Below are 20,383 nucleotides of genomic sequence, written 5' to 3'. Positions count from 1 at the left end.
GGGACCGGCGCCGGGCAGAAACCCGCGCACCGCACCAGTCCGTTACCGTGGGCGGGTGCACCTCGCCCGGCTGGTCTGGAGTCCGCGACTGCTCGAGTACGACTTCGGACCCGGGCATCCCATGTCGCCTGCCCGCCTCGACCTCACGATGCGGCTCATCGAGGCGCTCGGCCTGCTCGACCGGCCCACGCTCGAGGTGGTGGACGCCGAGCCCGCGCCCGACGCCGTCATCGAGACGGTGCACGACGCCGACTACGTGGCCGCCGTCCGGCACGCCGGGACCACGCTGGAACCGGACCTGGCGCGCGGACTCGGCACCGACGACGACCCGCTCTTCGTCGGGATGCACGAGGCCGCCGCGCGCCAGCTGGGCGGGTCCGTCGACCTCGCCGAGTCGCTCTGGGCCGGCGAGATCGCGCACGGCGTGAACGTCGCCGGCGGCATGCACCACGCGATGCCGGGCGCGGCGTCGGGCTTCTGCGTCTACAACGACGCGGCCGCCGCCATCCGCCGCCTGCTGGACCGGGGCGCCGAGCGCGTCGCCTACCTGGACTTCGACGCCCACCACGGCGACGGCGTCGAGGCGATCTTCTGGGACGACCCGCGCGTGCTCACCGTCTCGATCCACGAGGACGGCCGCACACTGTTCCCGGGCACCGGCGCGTCCGCCGACGTCGGTTCCGGTGCCGCGGAGGGCAGCGTCGTCAACATCCCCGTACCCGCGCGCACCACGGGTGCGGCCTGGCTGCGGGCCATCGACGCGGTCGTCCCCGCGCTGGTGCGGCAGCACCGGCCGCAGGCGATCGTGTCCCAGCACGGCTGCGACGCCCACGGGCGCGACCCGCTCTCGAACCTGAACGTCTCGGTGGACGCCCAGGTCACCGCGCAGAAGTGGGCCCACGCGCTTGCCCACGAGCACGCCGAGGGCCGCTGGCTCGCCCTGGGCGGTGGTGGCTACGCCGTGTCCGACGTCGTCCCGCTCGCCTGGGCGGCCCTCGTCGCCGAGGCTGCGCACGTGCCGCTGGAACGCGGCGCGGAGCTGCCCGCCGCGTGGCGCGCGGCGGTCGAGGCCCTGGACCTGGACGCCGCCCGGACGCTGGGCTCCGCGGAGGTGCCCTTTCGCCCCTGGAGCGACGGCTACGACCCCGCCGACGCGGTGGACCGGTCGGTCCAGGCCACCCGGCGGTCGGCCTTCCCCCTCTGGGGCCTGGACCCCTACCTGGACTGACCGCCAGCGCCGTGGCTGCCCCGCCGTGGCTGCCCCGCCGTGGCTGCTGCGCCGGGGCTGCTGCGGTCGGCAATTCGTCAGGTGATCGGTAGCCCGAGTTACCGATCACCTGACGTACTGCCGATCACGCGACTTATTGCCGATCACGCAGCGGAGTACACGCCCCGTTCATCCCGGTTCCACCTCGCTGCGGGAGCCTCGTGCTCATGCGCCGTCGCCTCGCCGCCCTGCCGGCCGCCCTGCTGCTCCTGTCCACGCTCGTCCCGGCCTCTGCGGCCGCGAGCGCCGGGCCCGGCCGCCCGGTTCCCGGCCCCGCGACCGTCACCACCTCGGTGGAGACGCCCCCGCTGTACGACGACGAGGCCGGCGGCAACGCCTCGGGCGACGACCCGGCGATCTGGGTGCACCCGGACGACTCGGACCGTTCGCTCGTCGTCGCGACGGCCAAGGAGGGCGGCCTGCGCGCTTACTCCGTGGCCGCGACCGAGCTGCAGTCGGTCGCGGCCACGGCGGCGCCCCGCGCCGACGGGGTGCCCGGCCGGTACAACAACGTCGACATCGCCTACGGGCTGGAGGTGGACGGCGAGGCGACCGACGTCGCCGTCGTCTCGGACCGGTACAACGACCAGCTCCGCTTCTTCGCGATCGACCCGGCCGGGGCCGACGCCGAGGCGCCGCTCACCGAGGTGACCGCGCCCGAGCTGGACTTCCTGTTCAGCCCCGACCGGGCGACGGTCGCGGAGGACCAGACGGCGTACGGCCTGGCCGTCTACCAGCCGCGTGACGGCGCGACGTACGCGGTGATCACGCAGGAGGGCCGCACCACCGTCGCGACGGCGCGCCTCACGACCGGCCCGGACGGCGTGGGTTACACCGACGTCGAGCACCTGGCGATGCCGGGCGAGTTCCCCCTGCCGGACGGCACCACCTGGGTCCCGTGCGAGGAACCGGGCGTGGGCCCGCAGCTCGAGGGCGTGGCGGTGGACCGCCGCACCGGCACGCTCTACGCGGCGCAGGAGGACGTGGGCCTGTGGCGGGTGTCGCTCCCGCTCGGCTCCGGCGAGCCGCGCCTGGTCGACAAGGTCAGGGACTTCGGCGTCCACGACGCCTACGACCCCGAGACCGAGGAGTGCGCTCCGGTCGACCCGGACGCGCCGTCGTACGGGGGCACGAACCTCACGGCCGACGCCGAGGGCGTGGCCATCTGGTACGGCCCCGGCCGCCAGGGCTACGTGATCGTGTCCAGCCAGGGCGACGACTCCTACGGCGTCTACGCCCTGACCGGCCGCAACCGGTCGCTCGGCACCTTCCGGGTGGCCGGCGACGGCGTGGACGACGTCAACGGCTCGGACGGCCTCGCGGTGTCCAACGCGCCCGTCGGCGAGTACGAGTCCGGCCTGCTGGTCACGCACGACGAGCCCGAGACGGGGCCGGACGCCGACCCGGACCGCGACGCGACGGGCTTCTCCTACGTCCACTGGGCTGAGGTGGCGCGCGCCCTGGCCCTGCGCTGACGAAGCCTCGCGTGGTCGGTAGGACGTCAGGAGATCGGCAGCCCGGGTTGCCGACCTCCTGACGTTCTACCGACCATCTGGCCTTACTCCGTACGACGGCGGAGCGTGGCGACGCCCAGGAGCATCGCGCCGACGATGAACAGGGCGATGACGCCGACGGCCCCGCGGACGCCCGCCCACTCGTCGCCAGCCGCGAGCGACGTCATCGCCTCGACCGCGTAGGTGAGCGGGAAGACGCGGGACAGCCACTCGAGGACCTCGGGCATCTGGTCGCGCGGCATCAGGAGGCCGCACGTGATGAGCTGCGGGAACAGGATGGCCGGCATCATCTGGACCGCCTGGAACTCGCTGCGGGCCAGCGCCGAGGCGGCGAGGCCCAGCGTGCAGCCCAGCACCGCGTCGAGCATGGCCACGACCAGCACGAGCCACAGCGGGCCGTCCACGTCCATGCCCACCCATGTCGCGAAGCCCACGACCACGAGCGCCTGGACCAGGGCCAGCGTGGCGAACGCGAGACCGTAGCCCGCCACGAAGTCGCCCTTGCGGATCGGCGTGGTCATCAGCCGCTCCAACGTGCCCGACTGCCGCTCCCGGAGTGTCGCCACGCTTGTGACCAGGAACATCACGATGAGCGGGAAGATGCCGACCAGCATGGGTCCGAACCGGTCGAGCACCTGTGGCTGGTCGTCGAACATCCAGGCGATGAGCCCGATCAGCAGGCACGGCAGCACGATGATCAGGGCGACGGTACGGTGGTCGCCGCGCAGCTGGGACAGCACGCGGCCGGCGGTGGCGAAGGTCAGGTTCATCGCGCCGTCTCCTCGGTGGGCTCGGTGCCGGGCGTGGGCTCGGTGCCGGGCGCGGGCCGGGCGGCGTCGATCAGGGCGAGGAACGCGCGCTCGGCGTCGGGCGCCCCGGTGGTGGCGAGCAGCTCGTCGGGCGTGGTGTCGGCGACGAGCGCGCCGTCACGCATCAGGATCAGGCGGTCGCACTGCACCGCCTCGTCCATGACGTGGCTGGAGACCAGGAGCGTGCGCCCTCCGGCCGCGAGCCGGCGGAACACCGCCCACAGGTCGCGGCGCAGCACGGGGTCGAGGCCGACGGTGGGCTCGTCCAGGACGAGCAGCTCCGGTCCGCCCACCAGGGCCGCGGCGAGGGAGACGCGCGAGCGCTCACCGCCGGAGAGCGTGCCGACGCGCTGCTTCTCGTGCCCGCCGAGGTCGACCGCCTCGACCGCCCTGGCGACCGCGGCCGCCGCGTCGGGGAGGCCGGCGAGGGCCGCGAAGTACCTGAGGTTCTGCACGACGGTGAGGTCGGTGTAGACGCTGGCGTCCTGCGTCATGTAGCCGACCTTGCGGCGCAGGGCCGGGCTGCCCGCCGCGCTGCCGAGCACCTCGACGGAGCCGGTCACCTTGTCCTGCACACCGACCAGGGACCGCATGAGCGTCGTCTTGCCGGAGCCGGACGGCCCCATCAGCCCGACCACGGAACCAGCGGGCACGCTCAGGTCGAGACCGTCGATGATCGCCCTGCCCCCGCGGACGACGCCGAGGCCACGGATCACCACCGCGTTTTTCCTCATGTGAGGAATTATGCGCGCCGACCCGGCCGCACCGCAAGGTCTCCGGTGAGGTAGCGCTGGAGGTTCGGGCCGACGAGCGCGGCCACGTCGGACGGGCCCATCGAGGCCAGCGGCTCCACCGGGACCAGGTAGCGGGTCATCATGAGGCCGGCCATCTGGGACGCCACGAGAGAGGTGCGCAGCGGGGCGTCGGGCACGTCGAGCGCCCGCACCACCGGACCGAGGATCGCCGCGCCGATGAACTGGGACAGCAGGCCGCGCAGCGTGGCGTCCGACATGACGGCCGGTACGACCACCCGGACCGTGTCTGCCCCGTACTCGTCCCAGAGGCCGAGCAGCGCCTCGACGAGCCGCTCCCCCAGGGTCTCCACCGGGCCCGTGGCCACCTCGCCGACGGCCGCACCGGGATCGATCCCGACGACGCCGAGCATCGCCGTCAGCAGCTGGGCCTTGTCGGCGAACCAGTGCCGCACCGTCCCCGGGTCCACGCCGGCCCGCCGGGCGACCGAGCGGAGGGAGGCGGCCTCGTACCCGCGCTCGACGAACTCGGTGCGCGCGGCGGCCAGGATCTCGGCGCGTGCGTCCTGCCCGGCAGGACGGCGCCCACGGCGCGGCGGGGAAGCTGGTTCAGCCATCCGGCCATTCTCGCCCACCTGTGCCCGGGACCGGAGTTCCGCGCCGACCCAGTGATCTGGCCCGGAACTCACGCGAGTTCCGGGCCAGATCACTGGGTCGGCGCGAACGCCGGGAGGGATCAGCGCGCGGCGGCCGCCCGCTTCTTGTTCCAGACGTCGAAGGCGACGGCCAGGAGCAGCACGACACCCTTGACGATCTGCTGCGTCGACTGGTCGACGCCCATGAGCGACATGCCGTTCGACATGACGGCCATGATCAGACCACCGACCATCGCGCCGGTCACGGTGCCGATGCCGCCGGTCACGGCGGCGCCACCGATGAAGCACGCCGCGATCGCGTCGAGCTCGAACATGTTGCCCGCTCCCGGCTGGGCGGCGCTCGACCGGGCGGAGAACACGATGCCCGCGATCGAGGCGAGGAAGCCCATGTTCACGAACATCCAGAAGTTCACGCGCCGCACGCGGACACCGGACAGCTGCGCCGCGGCGAGGTTGCCACCGATGGCGTAGACGTGGCGGCCGAACACGCTGTGCTTCGTGACCAGCGTGTAGGCCATGACCAGCACCGCGAGGATGATCAGCACGGCGGGCAGGCCGCGGTACGTGGCGAGGTTCCACGCGAACCACATGACGACGGCCGCGACCACGACGAGCTTGAGCACGAACAGCACCGGCGCCTCGACGGTCTGCTTGTAGGCGATGCGCGCGCGGCGGTTGCGCCATGCGTTGTACGCGAAGCCCAGCACACCGATCGCGAAGATCAGGAGCGTGAACGTGTCGTACCCGTAGCCGCCGAGCAGCCCGTTGAGGAAGCCGGAGGCGATGGACGTGTACTCGGCCGGGAACGGCGAGAGCGAGACGTTGTTGAGCACCTCGAGCGTGAGCCCGCGGAACAGCAGCATGCCCGCCAGCGTCACGATGAACGCCGGGATGCCCACGTAGGCCACCCAGAACCCTTGCCAGGCGCCGACCAACAAACCCGTACCGAGCGCGGCGAGCACACCGACCCACCAGGGCTGACCGCCCCGGATGACGACGACGGCCGCCACCGCACCGGTCAGCGCGACCACCGACCCGACGGACAGGTCGATGTGCCCGCCGATGATGATGATCACCATGCCGATGGCGAGGATCAGGATGTACGAGAACTGCAGCACCAGGCTGGTCATGTTCCGCGAGCTGAGCAGCAGTCCGTCGGTGAGCACCGAGAACAGTGCGATGATCAGCACGAACGCGATGTAGATCCCGCTCTGGCGCAGGTTGCGGGTGAACAGGTCTTTGATGTTCGCGATGCCGGTCATGCCTTCGTCTCCTGCGTGGTCTCCTGCGTCATGAGAGCCATGAGTCCTTCCTGGGTGGCTGAGGCGACGTCGGCCTCGCCAGTGATGCGGCCGAAGGCCAGGGTGTAGATGCGGTCACAGATCCCGAGGAGCTCCGGGAGCTCCGAGGAGATGACCAGCACGGCCTTCCCCGCTGCGACCAGCTCGTTGATGATGGTGTAGATCTCGTACTTCGCGCCGACGTCGATACCGCGCGTGGGCTCGTCGAGGATCAGCACCTCCGGTGCGGTGTACAGCCACTTGGACAGCACCACCTTCTGCTGGTTGCCACCCGAGAGCTTGCCCACCTCCACCAGCACGTTCGGGGTGCGGATGTTCATGGAATCGCGGTACTCGCCCGCGACCTTGAGCTCCTCGTGCTCGTTCACGAAGCCGTTCTTCGACAGCTTGCCGAGGCCCGCCGCTGAGATGTTGCGGCGGATGTCCTCGATGAGGTTGAGCCCGTACTGCTTGCGGTCCTCCGAGACGTACGCGATACCTGCCCTGATCGCGTCCGGCACGGTCCCGACGGACACCTCGCGGCCGTCCAGGTAGACCTTTCCGGAGATGTCCCGGCCGTAGGAACGACCGAAGACCGACATCGCGAGCTCCGTGCGCCCCGCGCCCATCAGGCCGGCGATGCCGACCACCTCGCCGGCGCGCACGTTCAGGTTCGCCTTGTCGACGACGACGCGCCCTGGCTGGGTCGGGTGGTACACCGTCCAGTCCTCGATCCGCAGCACCTCCGCACCGGGGTGCGACTCGCGGTCGGGGTACCGGTTGTCGAGGTCGCGACCCACCATGCCGCGGATGATGCGGTTCTGGATCGCCTCGGACGACCCGCCCGCCTCGGCCATGTCGAACGTCTCGATCGAGCGGCCGTCCCGGATGATCGTGGTGCGGTCGGCGATCTCGGCGATCTCGGCGAGCTTGTGGGAGATCATGATCGACGTGATGCCCTGCGCCTTGAACTGGCGCAGCAGCCCCAGCAGGTGCTCGGAGTCGTTGTCGTTCAGCGCCGCCGTCGGCTCGTCGAGGATGAGCAGGCTCACGTCCTTGGAGATCGCCTTGGCGATCTCGATGAGCTGCTGCTTGCCGACGCCGAGCGCGGAGACGGGGGTGGTGGGCGACTCCTTGAGCCCGACCCGCTCGAGCAGCGTGGCCGCCTCCGCGTTCGTCCGGTTCCAGTCGATCGCGCCACCGGCACGGCGGCGCTCGTTACCGAGAAAGATGTTCTCGGCGATCGACAGGTACGGGACGAGCGCGAGCTCCTGGTGGATGATCACCACGCCACGCGCCTCGGAGTCGTTGATCGTGCCGAACTGGGCGGTCGTGCCGTCGAGCACGATGTCGCCGTCGTAGGTGCCGTGCGGGTACACACCCGAGAGCACCTTCATCAGGGTGGACTTGCCCGCCCCGTTCTCGCCGCAGATCGCATGGATCTCGCCTCGACGGACGGTGAGGTTGACGTCCTGGAGCGCCTTGACCCCAGGAAATGTCTTGGTGATGCCGCGCATCTCGAGGATGTCGGTCGGCGCCGAATCGGCCATGCCAGTCCTTGTCGCGTACTTGTCGCCAGTGGGGGTGTTACGGAGGCTCGACACCGGTCCGGCTCCTGGGGCGGCCGGCGGCCGCGCTCCCGGAGACCTGAGTCTCTGGGAGCGCGACCACCGACCGCCCACCGGACCACCAGCGGTGTCGACCTGACCTACCGAGGGAAGTCAGACCTAGTCGGTCTGACCGGAAGCGACCTCTTCCTCGGTGAGGTAGCCGGACTCGATCAGCTCGGCCTCGAGGTTGTCCGCGGTGACGATCACCGTGGGCAGCAGGTACGACGGCACGACCTTCACGCCGTTCTCGTACGTCTCCGTGTCGTTCGCCTCGGGCTCCTCGCCCTCCAGGAAGGACGTGGCGGCGATGACTGCCTGCTCGGCGAGCAGGCGGGTGTCCTTGAAGATCGTCGAGTACTGCTTGCCCTCTTCGATCAGCTTGGCCGACGCCGCCTCGGCGTCCTGGCCGGTGACGATCGGCATGTCGAGGTCACCCTTGCCGTAACCGGAGTTGCTCAGCGCGGTGATGATGCCGCGGGAGAGCACGTCGGCGGGCGCGAGCACGCCGTCGACGTTCTGCTCGCCCTTGCTGTACGAGGAGGTGAGTAGGTCCTCCATGCGGCTCTGCGCGCCCTCCTGCTCCCAGCGCTGGATGGCGACGGTGTCGAAGTTCGTCTGCTCGGAGGGCACGACCAGCGTGCCGTCGTCGAGGTACGGCTGCAGCACGGACATCGCGCCGTCGAAGAAGAACCCGGCGTTGTTGTCGTCGGGCGAGCCGGCGAAGAGCTCGACGTTCAGCGGGTCCTCGGGCGCGTCAGCGGCCTCCTCGCCGTTCTCGTCGAGGATGCCGAGCCCGGTCAGCAGCGAGGTGCCCTGCTGCACGCCGACCTCGTAGTTGTCGAACGTGACGTAGAAGTCGACGTTCTCCGAGTCGCGGATGAGGCGGTCGTACGAGATGACCGGGATGTCCGCGGCAGCGGCGGCCTCGAGCTGGCTACCCAGCGCGGTGCCGTCGATCGAGGCGATGATGAGCGCCTCGGCGCCCTTGTTGATCATCGCGTCGATCTGCTGCTGCTGGGTCGGGATGTCGTCGCCCGCGAACTGCAGGTCGACGTCGTACCCGGCGTCCTCAAGACCGGTCTTGACGGCGTCGCCGTCCGCGATCCAGCGCTCATACGTCTGGGTAGGCATGGCGACACCCACGAGACCACCGGGCTCCCCGTCCCCGGCACCGTCATCGGCGCCGCCACCGGCGCCTGCGCCACCGCCGCCGCACGCGGCGAGCGAGACGGCCATCGTGCCCGTTGCCAGCGCGGCCAGACCGCGCCTGGCCCACAGCTTCCTTGCCATGACATCTCCTCTTCGAGGTTCCCCGGGCGACGTCTCTGCGACCCGGCCGACTTCACTTTGTGAACGCAACAGATTGTGAACGCTCACACCTGCGTTGGTCAAAACCGTGCCGGTTGCAACCCGCCACGATTATTCGGTGACGGGGATCACCGTAGCCGTGGTCGAAGGTATGTAAGGAGATCTTCCTGAATGGTTACGCCATCGATACAACTCTTGAACCCGGCAGTCGGGGTCCGGGTCTCACCGGACGCTCCCCAGCGACAGCCCGCCCTGCCAGTACTTCTGCAGGGAGAGGAACGCCGCGACCAGCGGAACCACCGACAGGAAGGACCCGGTGACGATCAGGTTCCAGACCTGCTCGCCACCGGCACCGGCATTGGAAAGGGCTTGCCAGTTGTAGACCCCGACCGTGACCGGGAGCAGGTTCGGGTCCCGGAGCACGGCCAGGGGCAGAAAGAAGTTGTTCCATGTCGCGACGGTGGTGAGCAGCAGCACAGTGACGATCGCGGGGCGCAGCAGCGGCAGCACCACCTGGAAGAAGAGCCGGATCTCACCCGCACCGTCGACGCGTCCGGCGTCGAGCACCTCCTCCGGCACGGCGTCCTGCGCGTAGACCCGCACCAGGTAGACACCCACCGGGCTGAGCAGCGACGGCAGGATCACCGCCCACATGGTGTTGAGCAGGCCCATCCCGCTGAGCAGCACGAACGTGGGGATCACCAGGGCCGTCATGGGCACCATCACCGAACCGAGCAGCAGCGCGAAGAACACGCTCCGGCCGCGGAACCGATACTTGGCCAGTCCGTACCCCGCGAGCACCGACAGCACCGTGGCGCCCACCCCGCCCGCGATCGCGTACACGAACGAGTTACGGAACCAGACCCAGTAGATGCCGCCCTGGTGGCTGAACAGCCCGGCGATGTTGTCGGCCAGGGCGAAGTCCGTGCCGAACCAGAGCGGCGCGCCGCCGAACAGACCGGCGTTCGTCTTGGTCGACGCCACCAGGAGCCACCACAGCGGCACCACGAAGTAGAGCGCCAGCAGCACGAGCACCACGTGCGACCCGAGCCGGCGGCCCTGGCCCACGGGCTCCGAGGTGGTGCGCTCCGCTGCGCGCCGCTCCGCGCGGGTCCGGGAAAGAGCTGTCGAGTTCGCCATCACTTGAGCCCGCTCTGCTTGCGCGTCAGGAACAGGAACAGGTACGAGCCCACGAACACCAGGAAGCCGAGCGAGAACGCCAGCGTCGAGGCGTAGTTGAACTGGCTGTAGTTGAACGCCGTGGCGAACGCGTACATGTTCGGGGTGTAGTCGGACGGGATCGCGCCCATCGCGGAGGACCGCAGCACCTGCGGCTCCGTGAAGAACTGCAGGGTGCCGATGAGCGCGAAGACCACGATCATCACCATCGACGACGAGATCATCGGCACCTTGATCCGCAGCGCGATCTGCCGCCGGCCGGCGCCGTCGAGCACCGCCGCCTCGTAGATCGACGGGTCGATCGACCGCAGGGCCGCGTAGATGATGATCATGTAGTACCCCACCCACTGCCAGGTCACGATGTTGACCAGCGACCCGAAGATGTTGGCGGAGCTGAGGAAGTTCGGCGCGGTGAGCCCTACCAGGCCGAACACGTCCTGCGCCGGCCCGAACCGCGGGCTGTACAGGAAGCCCCACATGAGGGCGCCGATCACGGCGGGGATCGCGTACGGCACGAAGATCAGCAGGCGCGAGACCCGGCTCAGCCGCGTGGCGAGCGTGTCGAGCAGGAGCGCCGCCACGAGCGCGACCAGGATCTGCACCGGCACCATGACCAGCACGAACCGGAGCACCCGCCACAGGCCCTCCAGGAACACCGGGTCCGTGAACGCCTTGACGTAGTTGTCGGCGCCCACGAACACGCTGCGCCCGGCCGTCGCGATGCCCTTGGTGTGCAGGCTCATCCACAGGGCGTAGCCCAGCGGCAGCACCAGGAACACCGCGAAGACCGCGGCGAACGGAGCCACGTACACGTACCCCCAGCGCTGCCGCCGGCTGGCGATCTTGCTGGTCGGCCGGGTCGCCCGCGTCGCGACGGCGCTCTCGCTCACACTCGTTCCCGAGCTCATTCCCGAGCTCATTCGGCGACCGTGAAGCCCTGCTCGGTGGCGTACTGCACCAGACCGTCCTGGATGGTGCTCAGGGCCGTGGCCGCGTCGGTGTCCTGCTCGACCATGTCGTACAGGGCCTGCGTCTGCTGGTCGTACGCGTACACCTGGAACGGGCTGAACGCGAAGCCCTCGTACCCGTTGGCCGCGTCGAGGAACACCTCCTCGTTGATCTTCTGACCGCCGAAGAACGGTGCCTCCAGCCCCGTGAACCAGTCCGACTCGAGCATCGGCTTCCACTGCGGCCAGAGGGCCGCCTCCTCGACGCCGAGCTTCCAGGCCTCCTCGGTGTCGAACAGCTCCTTGGCGACCGTCGCCGCGGCCTCCGGCTGCTCGGACTGGGTGGTCACGGCGAACGTGGAGCCGCCCCAGTTCACCTGTACCGGGTTCTCGGGGTCCCACTGCGGGAGCGGAGCGGCGCGCCACTCGGCGTCGGCGTCGGCCTCCGACAGGCCCTGCAGGTAGCCAGGGCCCCACGCGGCCGCGAGGTAGACGGCGTAGGTGCCGTCGACGAGCGCCGCGTTGTAGTCGGTGGTGAACGCGTCCTCCGTGGCCACCAGGTCGTCGTCGATCAGGCCCTTCCAGTAGTCGAGCACTTCCTCGGCCTCCGGGCTGTCGACGTCGATGCCGATCTCGGTGGGCTTCGCGGCGTCGTACTGGAACGGCTCCCAGCCGTTCTGCGCGAACAGCGCGTAGTTGAGCGCGTTGCCGTTGGTCGGGAAGTCGGTGATGTGGCCCTCGAAGCCGGCGTCGCGCAGGTCCTGGGCCGCCGTCGCGAACTCGTCCCAGGTGGTCGGCACCTCCACACCGTGCTTCTCGAAGATGTCCGCCCGGTACAGCATGCCCATCGGGCCGCCGTCGACGGGGATCGCGTAGACGGAGTCGCCGTTGGACACGTCGGACCAGGAGCCGGGGGTGTAGTCGCCCTCGAGCTCGCCGGCACCGTACTCGGACAGGTCGACGAGCGAGTCGAGGATCGTGAACGTGGGCAGCACCTCGGCCTCGAGCATGATCACGTCGGGCGCGCCGGTGCCCGCCTCGATGGCGGTCTGGAACTTGTTGTACTCGTCGGCGCCCTGGCCGGCGTTGGTCCAGCAGACCTGCAGGTCGGTGTGGGTCTCGTTGAAGTGGTCCACGATCGTCTCGAACGACGGGTACCACGCCCACACGGTCACCTGGGTGGCGTCCGCCTGCTTGATCTCGTTGGTGCAGGTCGCCTCCTCGGCACCGCCGCCACCGCCGGAGCAGGCCGCGAGCCCCGCGGCGGAGACGGCCATGGCGGCTGCGGCAGCCATGCCCCGGCTTCGGGCTGATCTACGCATCCGAGTCCTCCTTGATTCGGTGCCCACGGCCGGAGGCCGAGGTGCGCCCGGCGTCGTCACCGGGGTTCTTTTCAACGTTGTAGGAACGCCGAGCACCGTTCTACCGGGTACCTGCCGCCCATGGCAAGAGGTTCGACGCGCTTGATCGGCAGTTGGTCAGGTGATCGGCAGCCCGAGGCGCCGATCACCTGATGAAACGACCGGCCACGTCGCCCCGGCCGGTCAGGCCCAGCTCAGGTCCGCAGCGACCTCCACGGTGCCGCCCGGCTGGACACCCACCACGTCGCCGTCCTCACCCGTCGACTCCCTGCCGACGATCCGCGAGTCCGGCACCACCTGGCGGAACGGGGCGGGGTCACCGGTCGCGCCGATGCGCTCCAGCAGCAGCTCCACGGCGGTGTGCGCGATCTGGTCCCGGCCAGGGTCCACGGAGGACAGCGCGGGGACCGAGTACTTCGCGTCGTCGACGTCGTCGAACCCGATGAGCGCGACGTCCCCCGGCACGTCGATCCGGTGCGCGTGCAGGGCGTGCAGGGCGCCGAGGGCGAGTGCGTCGTTGAGCGCGAAGACGGCGTCGAGCTCCACCCCGTCGTCGAGCAGGCGGCTCATCGTCTCCGCGCCGGTGGAGCGGTGCCAGAGGCCCGCCTCGCCGACGAGCTCCGGCGCGAACGGCAGCCCCGCCGCCTCGAGCCCCTCGCGGTAGCCGGCGGTCCGGAGAGCCGCCGAACCGACCTGCTCCCCTTCGTGCGCCCCGATCAGGGCGATCCTGCGGCGGCCGAGCGAGGCCAGGTGCAGCGTCGCCGCCCTGGCCGCCGCGACGTTGTTCATCGTCACGTGGTCGGCCGGCGCCCCGAAGACCCGCTCGCCGAGCAGCACCAGGGGGAAGTCCACGGTGAACAGGCCGAGGTCGTCGGGGCCGAGCGCCAGCGGCGAGAAGATCAGTCCGTCGGTGAGGTGCCTGCGCCGGCCCGAGAGCACCTCGGTCTCCCGCTCGCGACTCGCGCTCGTCTGCTCGATCAGCACCGTCCACCCCGCGGCGTCGGCCGCGGAGATGACGGCGTCGGCCAGCTCCGCGAAGTACGGGAGCGACAGCTCCGGGACTGCCAGGGTGATCAGCCCCGTGCGCCGGGTGCGGAGGTTCCGCGCCGACATGTTGACCCGATAGCCCAGGTCGTCGATAGCGGCCTCGACCCGCTCACGGGTCTGCGCGCGGATGTACGGATAGCCGTTCACCACGTTCGACACGGTCTTGATGGACACGCCTGCGCGCTGTGCCACGTCGTGCATCGTCACGGCCACGCTGCCAGCCTCCACTCGGCGAGTTTTTCCCACAGGGTAGAGGAACGTCGTCGCCCGCGCGTCGTCGATCGGCTAGTGTGCAACGTTGTAGAACCGTCGACCGATCAGCGAGGAACAATGACGACCTCCCGCACCCGCGTGCTGCTGCACCCCGACTTCACCGTGGGCGCCGTCGACCGCCGCCTGTTCGGCTCCTTCGTGGAGCACCTCGGGCGCGCGGTCTACACAGGCATCCACGAGCCGGGCCACCCGACGTCCGACAACCACGGCTTCCGCCGCGACGTCGCCGACCTGACGCGTGAGCTGGGCGTCACGACCGTCCGGTACCCGGGCGGCAACTTCGTGTCGAACTACCGGTGGGAGGACGCCGTCGGCCCGGTCGAGCAGCGCAAGCCGTTCCTCGACCTCGCGTGGCGCACCGTCGAACCCAACCTCGTGGGAACCGACGAGTTCCTGCAGTGGGCCGAGCGCGAGGGCATCGAGCCGATGATGGCCGTCAACCTCGGCACCCGCGGTGTCGAGGAGGCCGTCGCCCTGCTCGAGTACTGCAACGGCGAGGCAGGCACCCGCTGGGCCGACCTGCGCATCGCCAACGGCCGCGAGAAGCCGTACGGCGTCAAGCTCTGGTGCCTGGGCAACGAGATGGACGGCCCCTGGCAGATCGGGCACAAGGACGCGCACGAGTACGGGAAGCTCGCCCGGAACGCCGGCGCCGCGATGAAGCTCGTGGACCCGTCGATCGAGCTCGTCGTGTGCGGGTCGTCGTCCATGCAGATGGACACGTTCGGCGCGTGGGAGCGCACGGTGCTCGAGCACACGTACGACCTCGTGGACCACATCTCGATGCACGCCTACTACGAGGAGGTCGACGGCGACCGCGCGTCGTTCCTCGGCTCGGGCACCGCGATGGACCGGTTCATCGAGCGGGTCGTCGCGTCGGCCGACGCCGTGGGAGCACAGCGCCGCTCCGACAAGCGCATCACCATCTCGTTCGACGAGTGGAACGTCTGGTACCTGACCACCCGCTTCCACGGCGAGGAGAACCTGCCGATCCAGCGGGACGCGCCACGCATCATCGAGGACGTCTACTCCGGGCTCGACGCCGTGGTGGTGGGCGACCTGCTGGTCACGCTGCTGAACCACGCCGACCGGGTGCCGGTCGCGTGCCTCGCCCAGCTCGTCAACGTGATCGCGCCGATCATGACCGAGCCGGGCGGCGAGGCCTGGCGGCAGCCGACCTTCCACCCCTTCGCGACGACGGCGCGGCTCGCCCGGGGCGAGGCGCTCGACCTGCGTGTCTCGGCGCCCACCATCACCACCAGGGCGCACGGCGAGGTGCCCGCGGTGACGGCGGCGGCCACCCTGGCGGACGGCGCCGTCGCGCTGTTCCTCACCAACCGCTCCGCGGAGCCGGTCGAGGTGGAGCTCTCGCACCTGGGTGCGACGCTCGAGGTCGCCGAGGGCTGGTCGATGACCGCCGACCACGAGACCGCCGTCGCCGGCCCGGAGCACGCGGAGAAGGTGGCGGCGGAGCACTGGGGCGCGTTCGACGTCGCCGGCCGGGTCGCCGCCGCGGACGCCGGCGCCACGACGGTGACACTGCCCCCGGAGTCCTGGACCGCCCTGTCGGGAACCCTCAGGACCCGCTGAGGCCCTCCTTGGGGTGGGCGTGATCGTTGCGGCTGTACGCCTGGTCGAAGCGCCACGATCACGCCCACCACCACAAGGGGGTCAGCTCTCGCTGTCGAAGCCGAAACCGCCGTCGGCCTCCGCGGCACGCCAGAAGTCGCGCAGCATCTCCTCGGGGGTGTGCAGGTTGTGCCGGCTCGCCAGCGGCTCCTCGTCGCCCGAGATGGCCTTGACCTCGTCGTGGATGCGCTCCATCGAGGTGTCCAGCGACCAGGCGACGTCGGCGGCGAGCTTGAGGGAGTCGGTGAGGTGCCGGGGCACGTCACCGTCGTACTTGTAGTAGATCTTGTGCTCGAGGCTCGCCCAGAAGTCCATGGCGATGGTGCGCAGCTGGATCTCGACGATCACCTTCTCGACCCGGTCGGACAGGAACACCGGGATCTGCACGATCAGGTGCAGCGACTTGTACCCGGCGGCCTTCGGGTTCTTGATGTAGTCGCGCTCCTCCAGCAGCGTCATGTCCGACTGCTTGAGGAGCATGTCTCGCACCAGGTAGATGTCGTTGACGAAGCTGCAGGTGATCCGTACCCCGGCGACGTCGAACATCTGCTCACGAATACCGTCCGGCGTCAGGGGTATGCCCTTGCGCCGGCACTTGGCGACGATCGACTCGAACGACTTGAGCCGCGAACCCACGTGCTCGACGGGGTTGTAGTTCTGCATGTGCCGGAACTCGTCGCGCAGGATCGAGACCTTGGTCATGACCTCGTCGATCCCGAACTTGTAGGTCAGCACCAGGCGGCGAAGGTCGGCGACCAGCTGACGCAGCTCGGCAGGATCAGGCATCGGGCGTTCCCGGACGTCCTCTGGCAGCTTGCTCACGGGGTCCACCGTACGGCTTGCCAGCGGTCCCATGGGCTGAAAACCCCCATCCTTCCCCTGCCGAGGTAGTCGTCTGGCGAGGTAGTCGTCTGGCGAGGTAGTCACCCAGCGTGAGCTGAATGACTACCTCGCCAGGTGACTACCTCGGCAGGGGACTACCTCGGCGGGGGGTCAGCTGCCCGTGGACTCCTTCAGGCGGAGGAACGTGACGGAGTGCGGCGCGAAGTCGTACGTGAAAGCCGACCTCCCGGCCGACTCCGAGACGTCGAGCGTTGCCGTGCCCTCCTCGGGCACCACCCGTTCGGGCTGCGCCTTGGTGTTCATCGCCGACGGCGCCCCGCTCATCTCGATGACGTCGGCGGCTCCGTCCACCGCATATCCGTCGACGGAGACCGCCGTCCGGGCGACGGACTCGTACGGGTTGACGACCTTGAGCACCAGCTCGCCCGTCTCGGCGTCCCGCGTGACCACCTGGTACAGCGACTCGGTGGTCGGCTCGGAGTACTTCATCTGCAGCTCTCCGTCGAGGTAGAGCTCGACGGTCCGCCCGGAGACCACGACCTTCACGTGGTAGTCCCGTCCGGTCTCCATGCGGTGGCCCTCCACGGCCGCGACCTCGTTCGCCGAGCCGCCGTCGGCCCGCTGGAGGGCCTGGCGGGTGTTGTTCCACCCGCCGAGGTTCCACCAGTAGAAGTCGTCCTGGCCCCCGGCGGCGAACCCGACGAGGAACGCCTCGCTGCCGCTCAGCTTCCGGGCGTCGAGCTCCAGGGTGTAGTTGTCCCAGTCCTTGGCGTAGGCGTCGGTGATGATCGAGCGGGCGTCGGTGACGTTGCCCGCCGACTGCACGTACTCGCCGTCCGACACCGCCCACGAGCCGGCCTTCGGGTCCCACCGCGACGCGTCCTCGAACGAGTCCGAGAAGAGCACCTCGCCGGACTCGTTGTCCGTGACGGTCACGTCGTCGTAGGCGGCCGCCGTGTTCCACGTGGACAGGAAGACGCCGCCCGAGATGTCCGCAGGTGTCTCCTCAGGACCGTCGTGGGTGGACGGGACCACCTGGTCGCCGGTGTTCGTCATGAACATCTGCTGCGTCCAGTACGACGTCGAGCCCCAGGACTCGTCGTTGTCGAACCACATCATGTCCGGGGACCACTGGACGTGGTCCTCGTTGGCGAACATCGGTGCGTACGAGGCCAGCTCGACCAGGTCGGCGTTGCGCTCGATCCCGGTCATGTACGCCGCCTCCGACAGCGCGTTCGACCAGGCGTTGCCCCGGGAGGCGTACTCGCCGAGGAACACGTGCGGCCCCTCGCGGTCGTACGAGTCGTACCGTTCCGTGTTCGACAGGAACCACGACGGGTCGTTGTAGTAGTGCTCGTCGACCATCGCGACGCCCTGCTCACGGTTGAACTCCCAGAGCTCGTCGAACCGGGCGCCGGTGTCGTCCGGGCCGGAGTTGGAGATCACGGTGACCTCGGGGTGCGCGGCCTCGACGGCGTCCCGGAACCGCGGGAAGTTGGCCTCGAACGTGCGGGTGTTCTCCTCGTTGCCCAGGCCGATGTACTTCATGTCGAACGGCTCGGGGTGGCCCAGCGCGGCGCGCTTGGCGCCCCACTCCGTGTCCACGGACCCGTTGGCGAACTCGATGAGATCGACGGTGTCCTGCACCCACCGGTCGATACGCACGTCGTCCGTCATCTCGGGGATGGTGCTGCCGCAGCCGTTGGCGCCCACGGACAGCACGGGCAGCGGCGTCGCCCCCAGGTCCTCGGCGAACTCGAAGTACTCGAGGTAGCCCAGGCCGTAGGTCTGGTTGTAGCCCCAGAAGTTCCAGTTGGTCGGGCGCTCCTCGACCGGCCCGATGGTCTCCTTCCACTGGTAGGTCCGACGGCGGTCCGCGCCGTCCGACTCCAGGTACGTGTCGAAGGTGCCGACGTTGGTGACGCAGCCGCCGGGGAACCGCAGGAAGGACGGCTCCAGGTCGGCCACCTTCTGCGCCAGGTCCTCGCGCAGCACCGAGCGGCCGTTGACCGGGCCGTCCCACGTGTCGCGCGGGAACAGCGAGATCATGTCCAGGCGCAGCGTGCCCGCCGCACCGCCCGTCACCACGAGCCTGGCGTCGTTGGCGGCCCCGTTCGAGGTCAGCTTGGCGGTGTGCTTCTTCCACCGGTCACTGCCGTTGACCCGCACGGTCGTGGACGCGTACGTGGTCGCGCCGTCGGGCGACTCGAGGCTGACCCGGAGCTGCTGCGACCGGTCGCTGCGCGCGAACACCGAGAAGTCGTACTTCTTGCCCTTCCCGAGGGCGACACCCTCGTTGTAGCTCGCATTGCGCACGCCGACGCCGGGGCCGTCCGCCTCGACCGTCAGGTAGGCGCGGTTGGCGTCGTTCAGCCACTCGTCGCGGTCGGACTCCACGACCGCGGTCCCGCTCGACCCGCGCCGCTGCACGACGTCCCAGCCCGTCATACCGGTGAAGCTCGCGTTGTCCGTCGGCGCGAACTCGAACGACCGGTTGCGGACCAGCTCGGCGTACAGGCCGCCGTCCGCCGCGTAGTTGATGTCCTCGTAGAAGACGCCGTACAGGTCGTCGCTCATCTCGGTGCCCGCCGCCGCGGCGTCGACGTCGAGCGTGTGCTCCTGCACCGGGGTCTCCGCCGGCGGGTAGGCCGCCACCAGGCGCTCGCGCTCCTCCGCGGTGATCGGCAGGACGGTCCCGTGCCGGGGGCTGGCCGGCAGGGTCGCGTCGAGGTTGGCGGTCCACTCGCCACTGCTCAGGTCGTCGGACTCGAAGAGCATGTAGCCCTGACCACCGTGATAGCTCGGCTGGTCCTGCAGCAGGAACCAGCGGTCATCGGTGAGCGACGGGAACAGCGTGGGCCCCTCGCCCCCGGTGAACGTGCCGCCCCAGGGGTTCGGCTGCCCGAACCCGACGCGCTCGGTGATGAGGTCCCAGCCGTCGCCCTCCGTCACGCCCTGCGTGCGGCGCAGCTCGGTGGACGACTCCTGCCGCATCCCCATGTACGACTCGTCCTTGGTGAGGCGGTAGTAGACGCCGTCCTCCTCCTGGACCGTCGAGTCGATCATGCCGAGGCCGTCGCCCTGCGGCTCGTCGATCCACACCTGAGGCTCCGAGAAGGTCTCGAAGTCGGTGGTGGTCGCGTACAGCATGCGCTGGTACGACGTGCGGATGTCGCGCTCCGCCGGCGGGATGTCGGCCGGGTACAGGGCCGAGGCCCAGTAGACGACGAACTCCCCCGTCGCCTCGTCCCAGTACGCCTCGGGCGCCCACAGGTTGCCCGCGTTCTCGGGGGCGAGCTCGATCTCGCGCTGCTCGCCCCAGTTCACCAGGTCGGTGGACTCCCAGACCATGAGGGAGCGGCTGCCCGTCTCCTGGGCGTCCCCGAAGTTGCCGCCACCGTGGATCTTGAGGTCGGTCGCGAGCAGGTAGTACGTGCCGTCGTCGCCGCGGGTCAGGAACGGGTCGCGCAGCCCCTCGGTGCCGAGCGTGGAGGTGAGCACCGGATCGCCGCCGTTGAGCGTGGTCCACTCCAGCGGGTCCGGTCCGTTGGACACGGCGAACGAGATGGTCTCGCCGTCGGCGGCGGACTCGCCGGTGAAGTAGGGGAAGAAGTAGGCGGCGTGCTCGCCTTCGGCGACTGCGGGCTGGTCGGACGCCGCCGCGGGCATCGCGGGCATGGCTGCGGGCGTCGCTGCGGGCATCGCGGCCGCTGGAGCCGCCAACCCGACGGTGAGCGCGGCCGCCAGGATCGCCGTTCGGCGCCTCGACCATCTCTTCATCGTTGTACTCGTGGGCATCTCTGCTCCCTCTCTCACGTCATCGTGCGGATGGGTCTTGGAGCCACGTCATCTTCTGCGGACCACGCCATCTTCCACCGCTATGGGGGCGGTAGCGCAGAAGATGGCGT

Annotated in this window: 15 protein-coding genes; 3 read left to right on the top strand and 12 right to left on the bottom strand. The window is 69.8% G+C overall.

From position 1 onward, the window contains the following. The first annotated feature begins 55 nt into the window (after nucleotides 1–55). Both ACYVK7_RS22520 and ACYVK7_RS22515 read left to right on the top strand, forming a co-directional pair. Complete coding sequence (locus ACYVK7_RS22520) at nucleotides 56–1,228, top strand: acetoin utilization protein AcuC (RefSeq protein ID WP_460889956.1); 1,173 nt, start codon at nucleotides 56–58, stop codon at nucleotides 1,226–1,228. Between the two features lie 206 nt (nucleotides 1,229–1,434). Then, the gene (locus ACYVK7_RS22515; RefSeq protein WP_460889955.1) at nucleotides 1,435–2,742 is read left to right on the top strand and encodes a phytase; all 1,308 of its coding nucleotides are present in this window, start codon (nucleotides 1,435–1,437) and stop codon (nucleotides 2,740–2,742) included. An 83-nt stretch (nucleotides 2,743–2,825) separates the two neighbouring features. On the opposite strand, the gene ACYVK7_RS22510 is transcribed toward ACYVK7_RS22515, so the two are convergent. The 10 genes from ACYVK7_RS22510 to ACYVK7_RS22465 form a co-directional block, all read right to left on the bottom strand. Continuing rightward, entirely contained in the window at nucleotides 2,826–3,551 is a 726-nt protein-coding gene (locus tag ACYVK7_RS22510) for an ABC transporter permease (protein ID WP_460889954.1), read from the bottom strand. Next, nucleotides 3,548–4,324: an ABC transporter ATP-binding protein gene (locus ACYVK7_RS22505; protein WP_460889953.1), complete on the bottom strand. Its 777-nt coding sequence runs from the start codon at nucleotides 4,322–4,324 to the stop codon at nucleotides 3,548–3,550. The genes ACYVK7_RS22510 and ACYVK7_RS22505 overlap by 4 nt, the downstream gene beginning before the upstream one ends. Before the next feature lie 8 nt (nucleotides 4,325–4,332). Continuing rightward, a complete protein-coding gene (locus ACYVK7_RS22500) occupies nucleotides 4,333–4,959 on the bottom strand; it encodes a TetR/AcrR family transcriptional regulator (protein ID WP_460889952.1) in 627 nt (208 codons plus the stop codon). A 119-nt stretch (nucleotides 4,960–5,078) separates the two neighbouring features. Beyond that, nucleotides 5,079–6,260, bottom strand: coding sequence for a multiple monosaccharide ABC transporter permease (gene mmsB / locus ACYVK7_RS22495; protein ID WP_460889951.1), 1,182 nt, complete (start codon nucleotides 6,258–6,260; stop codon nucleotides 5,079–5,081). Further along, on the bottom strand, nucleotides 6,257–7,828 hold the full coding sequence (gene mmsA / locus ACYVK7_RS22490; RefSeq protein WP_460889950.1) for a multiple monosaccharide ABC transporter ATP-binding protein: 1,572 nt from the start codon (nucleotides 7,826–7,828) through the stop codon (nucleotides 6,257–6,259). The genes mmsB and mmsA overlap by 4 nt, the downstream gene beginning before the upstream one ends. A 177-nt stretch (nucleotides 7,829–8,005) precedes the next feature. Beyond that, entirely contained in the window at nucleotides 8,006–9,178 is a 1,173-nt protein-coding gene (gene chvE / locus ACYVK7_RS22485; RefSeq protein ID WP_460889949.1) for a multiple monosaccharide ABC transporter substrate-binding protein, read from the bottom strand. 240 nt (nucleotides 9,179–9,418) lie between these two features. After that, the gene (locus ACYVK7_RS22480; protein WP_460889948.1) at nucleotides 9,419–10,336 is read right to left on the bottom strand and encodes a carbohydrate ABC transporter permease; all 918 of its coding nucleotides are present in this window, start codon (nucleotides 10,334–10,336) and stop codon (nucleotides 9,419–9,421) included. Further along, nucleotides 10,336–11,265 (bottom strand): carbohydrate ABC transporter permease, encoded by a 930-nt coding sequence (locus ACYVK7_RS22475; RefSeq protein WP_460889947.1) that lies wholly within the window; start codon nucleotides 11,263–11,265, stop codon nucleotides 10,336–10,338. Before ACYVK7_RS22475 ends, ACYVK7_RS22480 begins: the two co-directional genes overlap by 1 nt. Before the next feature lie 26 nt (nucleotides 11,266–11,291). After that, nucleotides 11,292–12,617, bottom strand: coding sequence for an ABC transporter substrate-binding protein (locus ACYVK7_RS22470; protein WP_460889946.1), 1,326 nt, complete (start codon nucleotides 12,615–12,617; stop codon nucleotides 11,292–11,294). A 249-nt stretch (nucleotides 12,618–12,866) separates the two neighbouring features. Next, nucleotides 12,867–13,931, bottom strand: coding sequence for a LacI family DNA-binding transcriptional regulator (locus ACYVK7_RS22465; RefSeq protein ID WP_460890026.1), 1,065 nt, complete (start codon nucleotides 13,929–13,931; stop codon nucleotides 12,867–12,869). 129 nt (nucleotides 13,932–14,060) lie between these two features. Here ACYVK7_RS22465 and arfA point away from each other — a divergent pair, with 129 nt between their 5' ends. Beyond that, a complete protein-coding gene (gene arfA, locus ACYVK7_RS22460) occupies nucleotides 14,061–15,593 on the top strand; it encodes an arabinosylfuranosidase ArfA (protein WP_460889945.1) in 1,533 nt (510 codons plus the stop codon). Nucleotides 15,594–15,674: 81 nt separating this feature from the next. Here arfA and ACYVK7_RS22455 read toward each other — a convergent pair whose 3' ends face one another. Next, nucleotides 15,675–16,418, bottom strand: a complete 744-nt coding sequence (locus tag ACYVK7_RS22455; RefSeq protein ID WP_460890025.1) for a GTP pyrophosphokinase — start codon at nucleotides 16,416–16,418, stop codon at nucleotides 15,675–15,677. A 207-nt stretch (nucleotides 16,419–16,625) separates the two neighbouring features. Beyond that, nucleotides 16,626–20,273, bottom strand: coding sequence for an alpha-L-arabinofuranosidase C-terminal domain-containing protein (locus ACYVK7_RS22450; RefSeq protein ID WP_460889944.1), 3,648 nt, complete (start codon nucleotides 20,271–20,273; stop codon nucleotides 16,626–16,628). Nucleotides 20,274–20,383: the final 110 nt, after the last annotated feature.

The organism is Promicromonospora xylanilytica (assembly GCF_054782895.1).
Note: the sequence above shows the minus strand (reverse complement) of the source record. Positions and strands in the feature narration are given on the sequence as shown.

What these genes read in the sequence shown, in the direction of transcription:
- ACYVK7_RS22515 (WP_460889955.1), top strand. Translation starts at nt 1,435, where the DNA reads ATGCGCCGTCGCCTCGCCGCCCTGCCGGCCGCCCTGCTGCTCCTGTCC.
- ACYVK7_RS22510 (WP_460889954.1), bottom strand. Translation starts at nt 3,551, where the DNA reads ATGAACCTGACCTTCGCCACCGCCGGCCGCGTGCTGTCCCAGCTGCGC.
- ACYVK7_RS22505 (WP_460889953.1), bottom strand. Translation starts at nt 4,324, where the DNA reads ATGAGGAAAAACGCGGTGGTGATCCGTGGCCTCGGCGTCGTCCGCGGG.
- ACYVK7_RS22500 (WP_460889952.1), bottom strand. Translation starts at nt 4,959, where the DNA reads ATGGCTGAACCAGCTTCCCCGCCGCGCCGTGGGCGCCGTCCTGCCGGG.
- mmsB (WP_460889951.1), bottom strand. Translation starts at nt 6,260, where the DNA reads ATGACCGGCATCGCGAACATCAAAGACCTGTTCACCCGCAACCTGCGC.
- mmsA (WP_460889950.1), bottom strand. Translation starts at nt 7,828, where the DNA reads ATGGCCGATTCGGCGCCGACCGACATCCTCGAGATGCGCGGCATCACC.
- chvE (WP_460889949.1), bottom strand. Translation starts at nt 9,178, where the DNA reads ATGGCAAGGAAGCTGTGGGCCAGGCGCGGTCTGGCCGCGCTGGCAACG.
- ACYVK7_RS22480 (WP_460889948.1), bottom strand. Translation starts at nt 10,336, where the DNA reads ATGGCGAACTCGACAGCTCTTTCCCGGACCCGCGCGGAGCGGCGCGCA.
- ACYVK7_RS22470 (WP_460889946.1), bottom strand. Translation starts at nt 12,617, where the DNA reads ATGGCTGCCGCAGCCGCCATGGCCGTCTCCGCCGCGGGGCTCGCGGCC.
- ACYVK7_RS22465 (WP_460890026.1), bottom strand. Translation starts at nt 13,931, where the DNA reads ATGCACGACGTGGCACAGCGCGCAGGCGTGTCCATCAAGACCGTGTCG.
- arfA (WP_460889945.1), top strand. Translation starts at nt 14,061, where the DNA reads ATGACGACCTCCCGCACCCGCGTGCTGCTGCACCCCGACTTCACCGTG.
- ACYVK7_RS22455 (WP_460890025.1), bottom strand. Translation starts at nt 16,418, where the DNA reads ATGCCTGATCCTGCCGAGCTGCGTCAGCTGGTCGCCGACCTTCGCCGC.
- ACYVK7_RS22450 (WP_460889944.1), bottom strand. Translation starts at nt 20,273, where the DNA reads ATGCCCACGAGTACAACGATGAAGAGATGGTCGAGGCGCCGAACGGCG.